Source organism: Wolbachia endosymbiont (group A) of Epistrophe grossularia, from assembly GCF_947251435.1.
GTDB lineage: Bacteria > Pseudomonadota > Alphaproteobacteria > Rickettsiales > Anaplasmataceae > Wolbachia > Wolbachia pipientis.
Genome location: NZ_OX366363.1, coordinates 688,270 through 701,832 on the forward strand (window position 1 = coordinate 688,270; position 13,563 = coordinate 701,832).

Consider the following 13,563-nt stretch of genomic DNA (forward strand, 5'->3'; position numbering starts at 1 on the left):
GACTTGTTCTTAACATATAAGGGAAGTGTCCTCTAGGTGAGATTGTGGAGCATTCGTTGCAGCATTTGGCTGTTCAATTACGCTAGTTGATTCTTTAGGTATACTATTTCCTTCAAAATTTCCATCTTTTTATTATGTTCTCTTTAGCATTTTGAGAGTGAATTATTCTAGTTTTGATATTTAAACGTTTTGTATCTGCTGTAATGATTTCACTTCCAGTTTGCTATTCTTTACATATTGAATTGCAAGCACTAACGCTTTACTTCCGGAAGCTGTGGTGCTGTAAGCTATATTTTGCAAAATAGCAGTTCTCCTGATATCTTTGCTGTCTGAGACTGACTTTACACCTTTTGAAGTATTAATCACTAGATTTATTTTTCCATCTTTGAGCATATCAACTATGTGGGGTCTGCCTTCTCTTACTTTATTTACAGCTTGTGCAGCAATGCCGTTATTGTTCAGATACGAAGCTGTGCCTTTGGTGGCATATATTTCAAAACTCAGTTCTTTCAACATTCGTGCAACTGGCAATATATACTTTTTATCATCATCTTTTACTGAAACCAGAGCTGTTCCTTCTGTTGGTAACTTGTATCCTGCAGCCATGTGCGTTTTTGCAAGTGCAGCTTCAAATGATGAGTCAATTCCCATCACTTCTCCTGTTGATTTCATTTCAGGACCAAGTAAAGTATCAACTCCTGCAAAGCGGGTAAATGGAAAAACAGCAGCTTTAACTGCAAAATGATTGAAAGGCTTGTTTTCCTGATTCAATTTTTTACCCAAAACAACCTGAGTGGCAAGCTTTGCAATAGGAATATTGATTACCTTGGAAATAAAAGGAACGGTTCGACTAGCCCTTAAATTCACTTCAAGTATGTATACATCACTAGACCTCTTGCATAACTCGATTTCTGAAGGCAATTTTGTCGTCAAAGCTTGTCTGCGCTCCTCAAATACATTCGAGTATTCTGTGGTGCTCATCTGCACTTTTCCTAAAGATTTCTCATCACAAACAGGTTCTGCAAGAGGTCTATTCTCTTGAACAGCAAACTGAATGTTTATCAGACCTTTCACTTTTAATGCTAATGCTATTCTCTCAGTTTGGAGCTCGATCTCTTTTATTACTTCGTCACTCAATGTATTTGTCGGTATTGAGCATGTTGAATCGCCAGAATGAATACCAGCTTCTTCAATGTGCTCCATGACCGCTGCAATGAAAACTTTTTCCCCATCACATACAGCATCAACGTCAACCTCAACTGCATTGACTAAAAATTTATCAAGAAGCAGCGAACCATGCTCAAAGATTTTAGTTTGATCTAAGACGTACTCTTTAAAGCTCTGAGTATCGTGTCTAATCGACATGGATTGACCACCGAGGACATATGATGGCCTGACTACTAGTGGAAACCCCACCTTTTCTGCATTGGTTAACGCTTCTTCTACTGAATGGCAGATAGAACTTTCAGGTTGTTTTAAATTAAGTTGCAAAGCAAGATTTTTAAACCTCATGCGATCTTCTGCAAGGTCAATAGAATCAAACGAAGTTCCCAGAATTTTGAAAGCTCTCTCGTTAAGCACTTTGGCTAACTTTAAAGGTGTTTGACCACCTATTTGAACTATTACACCAACCAGTGTGCCATTTTCTTGCTCTTTGCTTAGTATTTCAAGCACATCCTCTGCAATCAGTGGGGCAAAATATAAACGATCAGCGGTATCGTAGTCAGTTGAAACAGTTTCTGGATTACAGTTGATCATTATTGTTTCATACCCCATTTCTTTGGCGGCAGAAGCTGCATGTACGCATGCATAATCAAATTCAATACCTTGACCAATGCGGTTTGGACCACTTCCTAAAATGACAACCTTTTTTCGGTCAGAAATGTCCGCTTCGCATTCTGTCCTATTTGTAATGTTTCCCTCATAACAGCCATACATATAAGCAGTGCTCGATTCAAATTCAGCTGCACAGGTGTCTACACGCTTATAAACTTGTTTGATGCCAAATTTTTTTCTTGTTTCTTCGATTTGCTCTACTTTCTTATTGCTTAATTTCGCCAATCTTGCATCTGAAAATCCCATTTTTTTCAGCTCTAACATTTCATATGCAGTTCCAGGGAGGCCGTTTTCCTTGATTTTTTGTTCAGCCAAGATGATTTGCTGTATATTCTGCAAAAACCATAAGTCATAACCTGTAATTGAATTTATTTCTTCTATGCTAATTCCATGACGCATTGCATCAGCAGCAATCAGCAATCTGTTTGGTAGCAATTTTGCTAATTGAGATCTGATGTGATCAATATCAGTATTTTCAGAAAACACTTCATCAAGTCCCGTGAGCCCAGTTTCAAGCGAGCGAAAAGCTTTCTGCAGCGACTCATTAAAAGTGCGGCCTATAGACATTACTTCTCCCACCGATTTCATGGAGGTTGATAATTCACAATTCGTCCCCTTAAATTTCTCAAATTCAAAACGAGGAATTTTAGTGACGATATAATCAATCACTGGTTCAAATGCAGCAGGTATAACTGGAGCGCAGTCATTACGTATTTCATCGAGCGAATAGCCAATAGCAAGTTTAGTTACAACTTTTGCAATAGGATAGCCTGTTGCTTTCGAAGCAAGTGCAGAGGAGCGAGAAACCCTTGGATTCATTTCAATTACAACGAGGCTTCCATCTTCTTTAGGGTTCACTGCAAACTGAACATTTGCACCACCGGCACTAACGTCAATTTCCCTCAGCACTGCTATAGATGCATTTCTCATTTGTTGATATTCAGCATCACGCAGAGTCAAAGCAGGAGCAACCGTAATACTATCTCCGGTGTGCACTCCCATTGGATCAACATTTTCTATCGAACAGACTATTATGCAGTTATCTTTACAATCGCGGATAACTTCCATTTCATACTCTTTCCAGCCGATAATTGATTCATCTATCTGAACTTCATTTATTGGCGAAATTTTGAGAGCACTTTCTGCGATATTGAAAAACTCCTCTTTATTATATGCTATGCCACTACCTGCGCCACCAAGAGTGAATGATGAACGAATGATTGCTGGTAATCCAACGTAATCCAAAGCCTTTTTTATTTGTTCTTGATTTTTTATAATGATACTTTTGGGGTATTTCAGTCCTATTTTATCCATGGACTGGCGGAATAACTCTCTATCCTCTGCTTTTTTTATTGCTTCTCTATTTACCCCTATTAATTCTACGTTGTATTTGTCTAACACTCCATCATCTGCAAGTTTTATTGCACAATTGAGCGCTGTTTGCCCGCCCATTGTTGGCAATATTGCGTCTGGCCTCTCCTTAATTATAATTTTCTCTATGATTTCAGGCAGTACCGGCTCAATATACGTCGCATCAGAAAACTCAGGATCTGTCATTATAGTTGCGGGGTTGGAGTTAACCAAAATGACTTTATAACCTTCGCTTTTTAATACTTTACAGCTTTGCGTTCCAGAATAATCAAACTCGCATGCCTGACCTATAACTATTGGGCCTGCTCCTATTACTAATATAGATTCTATATCTGTGCGTTTCGGCATAATTACAATAACGGTCTCTATTCAAGTAATGTTACCAATCTTTCCTGTATATGTGAATTTTTATTAAACCTATTAGCTAATTACTTTTAGGCTTGACGCATAACTGTACGAACATTGCAATTTGCGTGGCAGATTCCAGTGCTTGACACACAGCTGTACAAACATTCATTTTTGAAGGTAAATTGCACAGCAAATGATGTCATTCAAGTAGCTGACACTGGTTCCTTTATGACGGCAGTGCCCAGAGGTGTCATCCCAGTGCCCAGACACTGGGATGGCTTTGTTGCATCGCTAGCTATGATGGATTAAAGATAAAAAAGATAGGGAATATCAGTAGCTTATTATTCTGGTATTTATAACAAGAACGGTCAGTGAATACCTAAATTTGAGTAAAAGAAATTTCACTACCACTCACCAATCTGGCTAAAATTCAAGAATTTCAATGCTTTAGCTATTTTCAATAGAATTAAATTTATTAATATAAATAACAAATTACTATTCTTAAATTTGATCAGATTGATTGCAAAAAAACAAGATTTTCAATAGGTTGCTTATAATCCTAACTATAGTTAGCCTTTCATAAGTAGCGATGCAACAAAGCCCACTGGGATCCAGAAAACTTAACTTTAAATAAGTGGCTGCATAATAAAGACTAGATTCCAGTGTCACGCACTGGCATGACACCATAGAGGCACTGGGATGACATCCTTCCTAGTGGAGATTACTCTCAAATCACAATGTTCATACAGTTGTGGGCTTAATGGTATCTTTGCAGATACTATGGTAATTTATTCAAAAGACTTACTGAGTGGCAAGATTTCTCCTGATATGCTACAATCTTCAGAAGCAAGTTCCACAAATTTATCTGTTAGTTTATCAGGTGGCACCAATTCAGATCCAGGAAATGCCTGCTCACTACCCACAGGTCCTTCCGTGTATACAGCATTTACACATAATTTTGTATGTTTTGTCTCAGATGCATATATCTGCACCATTATTTCTAGTGCAACTTTACTTGCAGCATACGGCATCCAATATGGATAAGAGGAAGGAGAAAGTGTCACTTCTGAGGTCATGAATATCGCTCTTCCAGCATTAGACTTTTTTAGCATTGGATCTAAGTTTTTTAGTAAGTACCAATTGGCAGTAAAATTTGTATTCATTACGTTCTGTAGCTCTTCAATCTCACAGTCATGAATGGGGTTCAGTTTGCCTAAAATTCCAGCACACGCAACTAATATATCAAGTGCTCCAGATTCTGATAATTTCAGGCTTTCTATCATGTTTGTCAGTATCTTTACATTCTCAAAGTCTAAAAGATCAAGCTGAATTAGTTTCACAGAGCCTTCTTTAAATTCTTCAAGCTCTTCAATTTCATTATATAGTGGCTTGAGATTATCAAGAGATCTTGAAATCAGAATCACACATGCACCTTCTCTTATAAACCTTTTTGCAACAGCAGAGCCTACTCCACCTGAAGCTCCGGTGATTAAAGCTACTTTACCTTCTAACTTACCCATTTCTTTCTCCTTAGCGAGATCCATTGAAATATTTTAGCTGAAAATTGAATTTTGCTCCATATATAAAAATCAAACTTAGCATATAAAAAAATAGTAATGACACTACCACACCACCTAAACTTCCATATATCAAATCCAGTTGGTCAAAGGAAGCTTTTAAGTATTGCTTAAAAGCTGAAGCAGAAATCGTCCAAAGAATAACAGCTACACAAGATCCAGGAAATACGTCTGATAAATTTTGTTTTATGTTTGGTAACATAAAATATAGCCAAGAGACTACTGTGAAAAGTACAAATTCAATAAGTAAATACCTAGTATAACTTAGCCCCTGATAGGAAAAATCAATTAGCATTGGTACTAGTGTAGAAAACACTATAGTTAGAGTTATAATAAGCGTGATTACTAAAAATTGTAATATACTTAGTACTCTTCTTAATATATAAGGCGGCGAAACCGGAACTTTATAGGCCTTATTGAGTATTGTTCTAAGCCCTTCAATTGTCGATGAAGCGGTCCAAACAGCACCTACAATTGCTAAAGTTAGTAAGCTTTGCGGCGGGCCTGATATTATCTCCCTAATACGCGGCATCAAAGATGATAAAATATCCTGTGGCATGTTATCAATGATAAATACCCAGCCAATGTTGTACTGGTCTAAAAAATTTGCGAATGTTGACGCCACAGCCATTAAAACGATGAGAAAAGGAAATATTGATAACAGAATTAAAAATGATAAATACCCTGCATGCTCCACTCCATCATTATAAATTGTGTCAATCAAAGCACGATAAAGACAATAAACGATGCTGTAAAATTTCTGTAGCACTGTAATATAAACGAACCAAGAAAAGTATTCTAAATGAAATAAAGGATACTTTTAAGCAAAAAAATCCTCACCATTTACTTAAATTTAATCAAAATGGTAGATAATCCAGCATTAAATAGAAATTATCGGAGGCATAATGAAAAATTTTCTTCTACTTGTGGCATTAATTCTCTCCTTTGCATTTGATGCAAATGCTCCTCCTACTACTTTTGTTGATACAAATGATACAACATCATCGGTGATATGCAAGATAATAGGCTATACTCACGGCATAGGTGGCCCAATGATCACAATAGTGATAATTGGTGCAGCGTTGCTTGCAATATTCGGCAGAATGCCGTGGCCAGCGCTTTTTGCACTCGGTGCATTTACTGCTGTGTTTTTTGGCGCTCCTGTAGTCGTTTCAAAAATAACACCAGGAGGTGTGATTTGTAAAGACGGTGCAGTAGCGAAGAATCCATAGAAATTATAGGAGGCATAATGAAAAATTTTCTTCTACTAGTGGCGTTAATTCTCTTCTTTGCATTTGATAATGCTTTTGCTAGCAGTGTTACTGATGACGCAACGTCAAATACAATATGCAAAATAGTAGGCTATACTCACGGCATAGGTGGCCCAATGATCACAATAGTGATAATAGGTGCAGCGTTGCTTGCAATATTTGGCAGAATGCCGTGGCCAGCACTTTTTGCACTCGGTGCATTTACTGCTGTATTTTTTGGTGCACCTGTAGTTGTTTCAAAAATAGTACCAGGCGGTGTGATTTGTAAAAATGGTGCGACTGCTTGCCCTGATGGTACCAACTGGGATACAAGTACAGGAGCGTGTAAAAAATAGGCGCTGCAGATTTAGAAAAGCATTAGCTAAACGGTGCTTCTTAAAGGAGCACCATTATTCCACAATTGTATAAATGTTGTCCAAGTGAATAACACTGAGATCCGGGAATTTTTATAAACTGATAGGATGACAAATTTACTAGAACCCTCACCATTTACTTAAATTTAATCAAAGCGATAGATAATCAAACATGAAACAGAAATTATAGGAGGCGTAATGAAAAATTTTCTTCTACTTGTGGCGTTAATTCTCTCCTTTGCGTTTGATGCAAATGCTAATACTAGTGGTGGCACCACCAACACCGTTTTTGTTGATGAAAGTGATACAACATCATCAGTGATATGCAAGATAATAGGCTATACTCACGGCATAGGTGGGCCGATGATCACAATAGTGATAATAGGTGCAGCTTTGCTTGCGATATTTGGCAGAATGCCATGGCCAGCGCTTTTTGCACTCGGTGCATTTACTGCTGTGTTTTTTGGCGCTCCTGTAGTCGTTTCAAAAATAACACCAGGAGGTGTGATTTGTAAAGACGGTGCAGTAAAGAATCATCCATAGAAATTATTGGAGGCATAAACGTAGTTTTCTTTACTTGAAAGTGGTCAAGCTGACCACTTTCAGTGTCTATGAATACCTAATAAATTCTCTTTCTGTAATCATATCAGTTAAAGTCTGGATTCCAGCGCCACGCGCTAGAATGACAAGGCTTATCGTCATGTCACCGCGAACCGTCATACCGCGATTCATTCGCGGTATCTCAGCCGCTAACAAGTAGCGGGATGACGGTTGTCGTTTAGCCATAAATATTTAAGAAATTTACCAAACGAAAAAAAGGCAAAAGAAGCCCTGGTCATTGTCTATTTTCAGTATTGGCGTTTTTTAAGTCTTAAACACTGTAATTTAGCTGCTTTTGAATGCAACTCACCTTAGTTTGAATGTTTAAGAAATTTACTAAGCAGAAAAAAAGGCAAAAGAAACCCCGTGTTAGCTAGTTGTCACTCTCTAATCCTGCAAAATTGGCGTACTATACTGTCTTAAACGACTTATAAGCGCGTTTCAGCTTATATAGGTAAAAACCCAGAAATGTTGTGAAGACATAAGGTGCACATAGTGTAAAAAATTAAAAATAAGACGCCAACTACGTTGTTTTCTTGCTGTTTAATCTGCACAGATGAAGATAACTGAATACCTTCAGTATCATGATAAGGGGGCTGGCGAGGTTTGTCAAGGAAGTTTTGCATTTAATTCATTTGATAATTCAAAAAACTTGAAAGAATAAAGATAGCTATTGAAATTATCTTGATTTACATCAGTTATCCAAGTTTGACATTGAATACTTAACACTTCCTCCATTAACGCCTTTCTGTAATGTTTATCCAGATGAGACATTATATCATCAAGTAGAAGAAGTGGTGCCTTATTGTAATGAATACACCTTGCTTTTACACTGGATAAAATAATAGAAAGCAGTAATAACTTTTGTTCTCCAGTGGAGCACAGATTTATTGGTACGTTTCTTTTTTGACAAAAAACCCGAAAATTATCGTTATGCACACCAAAGGTTACTCTACCAGTCAATGAGTCTTTTTCTCTGTTTTCCTTTAGACGATTCTGAAAATATTCTGCAGTATCGTCCAAAGTTAGCTGGCTGCTGAATTTCAAACTTGCCTTCGGAAAAAGCTCACCGGAATGGTTATCAATTGTGTCTTGTAGTGTCTTTAAAACAGACGATCGCATACGTAAAATACTAACTGCATTAACGGCCATTATGTTTTCAAGACTAGAGAGCCAATTTTCGTCCAAGGTGTTCTCTCTCAACAGTTTACTTCGCTCACGTTTAGCTTTTCTGTGTTTCATGTAGCAGCAAGTGTAATTTTCCTCAAACAGTGAGACTATACGGTCTAAAAATTTTAATCTGTCACTTGGAGAATTAAGAAGAACATAGTCCATTTGTGGAATCAGCCATATTACATTGGATATCTTATACAAAGATGAATAACTCGATTGCGTTTTTCCATCAATTTGTATTAGTTTCTTATCAAAACTCTTTGCGATACCAATTGAATTAAAATCCATTCCATTAAAAAAATCATAGTGCACTACCCAATCTTCATTACTGAATCTATTTTGTATCTCACTGGCTTTTGCTTTTTTCATTCCATTGCTTTTAGCAAGCAACGAGATTGCTTCAAGTATATTAGTTTTACCAATACCGTTTTTGCCAGTTATTACAACTGAGCTATCATCTGAATCCAGTTCAAAGTTTGAGTGGCTACGAAAATTATGTAATTTCAGCTTTTTTATGTAGCAATGGGTAGCCATTAACCTATTCTTTAGTTTATATTCTCTTTACTTCTTCCAGAACCTCATCAACATGTCCACTAACTTTTACATTTTTCCAGATCTTCACTATTTTACCTTTTTTATCTATTAAAAAAGTAGTGCGTTCTATTCCCATATACTTTTTGCCAAACATACTTTTCTCTACCCAAACACCATATTTTCCCAACATTTCAGCATTCTCATCAGAAACTAAAGAAAACGGCAGAGAATATTTTGCTTTGAAGTTAGTGTGACATCTAACACTATCTTTTGATATACCAATTATCACTGTGTCAAGGAAAGAAAAATCATCTATTTTATCTCTAAAGCCTTTTGCCTCCATTGTACAACCCGGAGTATCGTCTTTAGGATAAAAATAAAGAACTACATTTTTTTTATCAAAAAATTCACTCAGTGATAAATTTTCACCAGAATCTGCTGGCAAGCTAAAATCGGGTGCATTATTTCCTACTGCTAATTCCATACCTTGCTCCATTAATAACACTTCCATCTATAGTAGTATATTGTAGTCAGAGTATCAAATTTTATATATAGCTAACAGATAAGATTCTTGATGGGGGCTTATTGATGAATTTCTGCCTACCTTCTCGGCTTGCCGCTTTTGATAAAGTGTGGTTTTCGTCTGATGTAAGGCCATATCAAATAGATCCTATTAAAAATCAATCGAATCTTCACATGTTTGTTCTTCATAAAAGAAGTTCAATGTTATCGTAGTACCAAGTTTTGCTTCACTTTTAATGTCAAAAGTTCCACCCATTAACTCTACTAATTTCTTGCTTAGCGGCAATCCGATGCCCGTACCTTCGTTTCTATACCCCGAATCTGCTTGGCCAAAAACAGACATAACTTTATATATGTCCTGCTGCATTATTCCTATTCCATTGTCATGAAACTCAATAGTTAATAAGTTTTTTTCTATATTTTCTTTTATCACCATTCTTATTAAACCATCTTTGGGAGTAAACTTGATTGAGTTTGATAATAAATTTATTATAACTTGTTTCATTCTCTTGGGATCTGCAATGACTAATAATTGTTTATTAGTCATCTCTTTTTTTAAATTAATCCCGGCTTCTTTTAATTTAGGTAATAGCATATTTACGCATGAATCCATTATTTTGTTCAGGTTAAACTTCACTTTTTCTACTGTTAAACTACTTGATTCAGCTTTAGAAAAATCGAGCACATCATTAATTAAGGTAAGTAAGTGTGTTCCTGCATTATATATATCGTCTGCATACTCCTTGTATTGAGAATTATCCATTGAACCTAAAGTTTTATTTTTGATCAACTCCGCAAATCCAATAATAGCATTAAGAGGTGTGCGTAATTCATGTGTAACGCTTGCAAAAAACTTTAGCTTGTTTGCATTTTCTTGCTCTAATGTCTCTTTTATCTGCTGTAATTCAATGTTAGTTTTATGTTGCTTGGCTAGCATTTGGGTATTAGAAAAGTGCAAATAGAACATTATTAATATTAAGATTATTAATAATAGGCCCAAAAATGTTAAAAACAGGCCATATGCTATAACATAAGAATTATTGTAGTTTCGAAGAATCTTCAAAAAAAACGACGGTTTAACGCTATTTTCATGGAATATAGGGAAAATAGAAGTTAATGTATTTCCTGTAGTATAAAATATTTCTTGGTTACTTAATAGTTTATCAATTTCATCGTTTGTAAGTAACTGTTCATAATCATAATCTTGAGTGTTAAAATTACTGAATATTATTCTGCCGTTTTGATCATACAGTATTAAGCTGAAATCCTTTACTTTGCTCACTGATTGTAATAATTCAGCACGTAGTTTTACTAGTTGGTTTATGTAGTCAAAATTTTTGTATTTAATGTGATGCTTTTCTATTAGTAAATAATGGTATTTTTTTATTATGCCATTTTCCAGTACGCTTTTTAAGTTTACACTTGAATCACGGTAAGAAGAAAGGAAATTACTTCTTAGTAAATGATTACAATATATCACACTGAATAAAATCATAAAGATCGATGAGAGTAATACAATAACTTTTGTGTATTTGTTTTTCTTCAACGCAGAAAACATCAATTTACCTAGCTTATACATATCCTTCTTATTGTGAAACAACGGTTTTTATGTTATTAATAATAAAATTTAGCATATAATATTTTATGACAATTTCTCCTATTTTGCCAGTTTATTCTCCTGTTAATATAAATTTTTCTCATGGCAAAGGTATCTACCTATATGATGTTGATGGTGAGCGCTACGTAGATTTTCACTCCGGAATAGCCGTTAGTAGCTTAGGTCACACTAATTCGCGATTAATTAGTGCTCTTAAATTGCAAGGAGAAAAATTATGGCATATATCAAATACCTATAATATACCTGCTGCCAATAATTTTGCAGAAAAATTAATAAACAACAGTTTCGCTGACACTGTATTTTTCTCAAATTCTGGATCAGAGGCAGTAGAATGTGGGCTTAAGATTGCTAGGATCTATCAAAATGGAAAAGGCAATAAAAATCGTCACAGAATTTTAACATTCCATGGTGCATTTCATGGAAGAACCTTTTTAACTTGTGCTACAAACGATAAACAGAAATTTTCTGAATTACTAAATCCCTACATTGATTGGTGTGATAACATCGAGCCCAATATTGAGAGCGTAAAGAAAGCAATTTCAAGTGGTATAGGCGTTATATTAATAGAACCAATACAAGGGCAAGGTGGTATCAAAGTAATGAATGAAGTCTTTATGAAAGAACTAAGAAAGCTGTGTGATGAAAATGACATATTGTTATTTTTTGATTGCGTGCAATGCGGTGCTGGCAGGACAGGAAAATTATTTGCATACGAACATATAGGAGTGGAACCTGATATATGTGCTCTTGCAAAGGGAATAGGCGGCGGGTTTCCGCTAGGGGCTTGTCTTGCGACTGAAAATGCTGCTAAATATATGGCGGTCGGTATGCACGGTTCCACTTTTGGTGGCAATCCGCTTGCAACCTCAGTAGGTAATGCTGTGCTCGAAGAATTGCTCAGCCCCGGCTTTTTGAAAAATGTTGAAATTAGAGGTAAATACTTAAAAAATAAACTAGAAGACTTAGCAAGTAAATTTCCAATAATAGAGGAAGTAAGAGGGAAAGGGTTAATGCTTGGAATAAAAGTGAAAGCAGACAATCAAAAGTTTGCAGAAGAGTTAAGTCATCGCGGCTTGCTTACTGTTGGGGTAACATCAGATAACGTTGTGAGAATTTTACCTCCACTCATTATCACTGAAAAAGAGATTGATGAAGGCATCGAGATTTTGACTCAATATTTATCTGAGAAATCTTCTGATTAGATACTTGCATTAATATGAACGACAATCTGGTATGCTTAGGAATTATTACCTCTCCTCACGGAATTAAAGGAGCTGTTAAAGTAAAAACCTTTACTGAAAAGCCTGAAAATATCTTCTTATATGGTAAGCTAATAAGTGGTGATGAGAATTATAAAATAGACTCAGTATCCGTCATAGGTGATAATTTAGTAATAGCTACAATAAGCGGAGTAAATTCCCGTAATGAAGCAGAGCTTTTAAGGAATAAGAAGCTATATATAGAAAGAAGCAAGTTACCAGAGCTAAATGATGAGGATGAATTTTACCAAAGTGACCTTGTAGATATGGAAGTAAGGCTGAAAAGTAATGAATTATATGGCTATGTAAAATCTGTGTATAATTTCGGCTCAGGGGATATATTAGAAATTTTAGTTATCAGCACAAAAAAACGTATTATGCTGTCTTTCACTAAAGAGATATTTCCACATATAAATATAAAGGGGAGGTATATAGTATTAAATATACCAGAATTTATTGACTAATAAAGACTTTGATATTTATATAAAGCTATTTATAATTGTAAGATCAAACTGAAAATGTAATTATGGCAGAAAGAGCTAACGATATTAGACCAGGTCAGGTGTTGGAACATAACGGCGGATTATTTTTGGTTGTAGGTATTATGCATACTCAACCTGGTAAAGGTGGTGCATACATACAAGCTGAAATGAAAAATATCAAGACCGGAGCAAAACACTATGAAAGATTTCGTTCTGATGCAACAATCAGAAGGGCAATTTTAGATGAAGAGGAATATGTTTACCTTTTCACTGAAGGAAACATTGTAAATCTTATGCATCCAAGTAATTACGAGCAAATCACTATAAATTTGGACTTATTGGGAGAAAAAAAAATTTATTTACAGGATAACATGAAAATTAAAGTTGTAGCTTATCAAGACAAAATAATTTCTGCGCATGTGCCTGATTATGTTACACTTGCTGTGAAAGAAACAGAGTCTGTTATTAAAGGACAAACTGCTACTGCTTCTTATAAGCCTGCAATTTTGGAAAACGGAATGCGCGTTAACGTGCCTCAATTTATAAAAGAAGAGGATAAAATTGTAGTATATACTCCAGGTGACAGCTATTATGAAAGAGTGAAAGAGTAAAAGGAAGA

At 35.6% G+C, this 13,563-nt stretch carries 13 protein-coding genes; 7 read left to right on the forward strand and 6 right to left on the reverse strand.

Going from position 1 to position 13,563, the window contains the following annotated elements:
- Nucleotides 1-180 precede the first annotated feature (180 nt).
- A complete protein-coding gene (carB, locus tag OPR28_RS03295) occupies nt 181-3,555 on the reverse strand; it encodes a carbamoyl-phosphate synthase large subunit (protein ID WP_265023496.1) in 3,375 nt (1,124 codons plus the stop codon).
- A 138-nt stretch (nt 3,556-3,693) separates the two neighbouring features.
- Here carB and OPR28_RS03300 point away from each other — a divergent pair, with 138 nt between their 5' ends.
- Nucleotides 3,694-3,864, forward strand: coding sequence for a hypothetical protein (locus OPR28_RS03300; RefSeq protein WP_265023497.1), 171 nt, complete (start codon nt 3,694-3,696; stop codon nt 3,862-3,864).
- A gap of 479 nt (nt 3,865-4,343) precedes the next feature.
- Here OPR28_RS03300 and OPR28_RS03305 read toward each other — a convergent pair whose 3' ends face one another.
- Together OPR28_RS03305 and OPR28_RS03310 are read right to left on the reverse strand one after the other, a co-directional pair.
- The gene (locus tag OPR28_RS03305) at nt 4,344-5,099 is read right to left on the reverse strand and encodes an SDR family oxidoreductase (RefSeq protein WP_265023498.1); all 756 of its coding nucleotides are present in this window, start codon (nt 5,097-5,099) and stop codon (nt 4,344-4,346) included.
- Nucleotides 5,086-5,901, reverse strand: coding sequence for a YihY/virulence factor BrkB family protein (locus OPR28_RS03310; RefSeq protein WP_155969484.1), 816 nt, complete (start codon nt 5,899-5,901; stop codon nt 5,086-5,088). Before OPR28_RS03310 ends, OPR28_RS03305 begins: the two co-directional genes overlap by 14 nt.
- A 136-nt stretch (nt 5,902-6,037) precedes the next feature.
- Between OPR28_RS03310 and OPR28_RS03315 the strand changes: the two genes are divergently transcribed.
- From OPR28_RS03315 to OPR28_RS03325, 3 genes are all read left to right on the forward strand, one after another.
- Nucleotides 6,038-6,364, forward strand: a complete 327-nt coding sequence (locus OPR28_RS03315; RefSeq protein WP_264339217.1) for a TrbC/VirB2 family protein — start codon at nt 6,038-6,040, stop codon at nt 6,362-6,364.
- Nucleotides 6,365-6,381: 17 nt separating this feature from the next.
- Nucleotides 6,382-6,738: a TrbC/VirB2 family protein gene (locus OPR28_RS03320; protein ID WP_007548675.1), complete on the forward strand. Its 357-nt coding sequence runs from the start codon at nt 6,382-6,384 to the stop codon at nt 6,736-6,738.
- Between the two features lie 216 nt (nt 6,739-6,954).
- On the forward strand, nt 6,955-7,299 hold the full coding sequence (locus tag OPR28_RS03325; RefSeq protein WP_265023499.1) for a TrbC/VirB2 family protein: 345 nt from the start codon (nt 6,955-6,957) through the stop codon (nt 7,297-7,299).
- A gap of 666 nt (nt 7,300-7,965) precedes the next feature.
- On the opposite strand, the gene recF is transcribed toward OPR28_RS03325, so the two are convergent.
- The 3 genes from recF to OPR28_RS03340 form a co-directional block, all read right to left on the reverse strand.
- Nucleotides 7,966-9,063: a DNA replication/repair protein RecF gene (recF, locus tag OPR28_RS03330; protein ID WP_265023500.1), complete on the reverse strand. Its 1,098-nt coding sequence runs from the start codon at nt 9,061-9,063 to the stop codon at nt 7,966-7,968.
- A gap of 16 nt (nt 9,064-9,079) precedes the next feature.
- Entirely contained in the window at nt 9,080-9,547 is a 468-nt protein-coding gene (gene bcp / locus OPR28_RS03335; protein ID WP_213863331.1) for a thioredoxin-dependent thiol peroxidase, read from the reverse strand.
- Between the two features lie 189 nt (nt 9,548-9,736).
- Nucleotides 9,737-11,164: a sensor histidine kinase gene (locus tag OPR28_RS03340; RefSeq protein ID WP_209473279.1), complete on the reverse strand. Its 1,428-nt coding sequence runs from the start codon at nt 11,162-11,164 to the stop codon at nt 9,737-9,739.
- A 65-nt stretch (nt 11,165-11,229) separates the two neighbouring features.
- On the opposite strand from OPR28_RS03340, the gene OPR28_RS03345 reads away from it, so the two are divergent.
- The 3 genes from OPR28_RS03345 to efp all read left to right on the forward strand — a co-directional run bounded on the left by OPR28_RS03345 (nt 11,230) and on the right by efp (nt 13,555).
- Nucleotides 11,230-12,405, forward strand: a complete 1,176-nt coding sequence (locus OPR28_RS03345; protein WP_155969393.1) for an aspartate aminotransferase family protein — start codon at nt 11,230-11,232, stop codon at nt 12,403-12,405.
- A gap of 14 nt (nt 12,406-12,419) precedes the next feature.
- The gene (gene rimM, locus OPR28_RS03350; RefSeq protein ID WP_038250708.1) at nt 12,420-12,926 is read left to right on the forward strand and encodes a ribosome maturation factor RimM; all 507 of its coding nucleotides are present in this window, start codon (nt 12,420-12,422) and stop codon (nt 12,924-12,926) included.
- Nucleotides 12,927-12,988: 62 nt separating this feature from the next.
- A complete protein-coding gene (efp, locus tag OPR28_RS03355) occupies nt 12,989-13,555 on the forward strand; it encodes an elongation factor P (protein ID WP_006279719.1) in 567 nt (188 codons plus the stop codon).
- The last annotated feature ends 8 nt before the right edge of the window (nt 13,556-13,563 follow it).

Excerpts from the sequence above, each read along its gene's own strand:
- OPR28_RS03315 (WP_264339217.1), top strand. The coding sequence starts at position 6,038 with ATGAAAAATTTTCTTCTACTTGTGGCATTAATTCTCTCCTTTGCATTT.
- OPR28_RS03320 (WP_007548675.1), top strand. The coding sequence starts at position 6,382 with ATGAAAAATTTTCTTCTACTAGTGGCGTTAATTCTCTTCTTTGCATTT.
- recF (WP_265023500.1), bottom strand. The coding sequence starts at position 9,063 with ATGGCTACCCATTGCTACATAAAAAAGCTGAAATTACATAATTTTCGT.
- OPR28_RS03340 (WP_209473279.1), bottom strand. The coding sequence starts at position 11,164 with ATGTATAAGCTAGGTAAATTGATGTTTTCTGCGTTGAAGAAAAACAAA.
- OPR28_RS03345 (WP_155969393.1), top strand. The coding sequence starts at position 11,230 with ATGACAATTTCTCCTATTTTGCCAGTTTATTCTCCTGTTAATATAAAT.
- carB (WP_265023496.1), bottom strand. The coding sequence starts at position 3,555 with ATGCCGAAACGCACAGATATAGAATCTATATTAGTAATAGGAGCAGGC.
- efp (WP_006279719.1), top strand. The coding sequence starts at position 12,989 with ATGGCAGAAAGAGCTAACGATATTAGACCAGGTCAGGTGTTGGAACAT.
- OPR28_RS03305 (WP_265023498.1), bottom strand. The coding sequence starts at position 5,099 with ATGGATCTCGCTAAGGAGAAAGAAATGGGTAAGTTAGAAGGTAAAGTA.
- bcp (WP_213863331.1), bottom strand. The coding sequence starts at position 9,547 with ATGGAATTAGCAGTAGGAAATAATGCACCCGATTTTAGCTTGCCAGCA.
- OPR28_RS03325 (WP_265023499.1), top strand. The coding sequence starts at position 6,955 with ATGAAAAATTTTCTTCTACTTGTGGCGTTAATTCTCTCCTTTGCGTTT.
- rimM (WP_038250708.1), top strand. The coding sequence starts at position 12,420 with ATGAACGACAATCTGGTATGCTTAGGAATTATTACCTCTCCTCACGGA.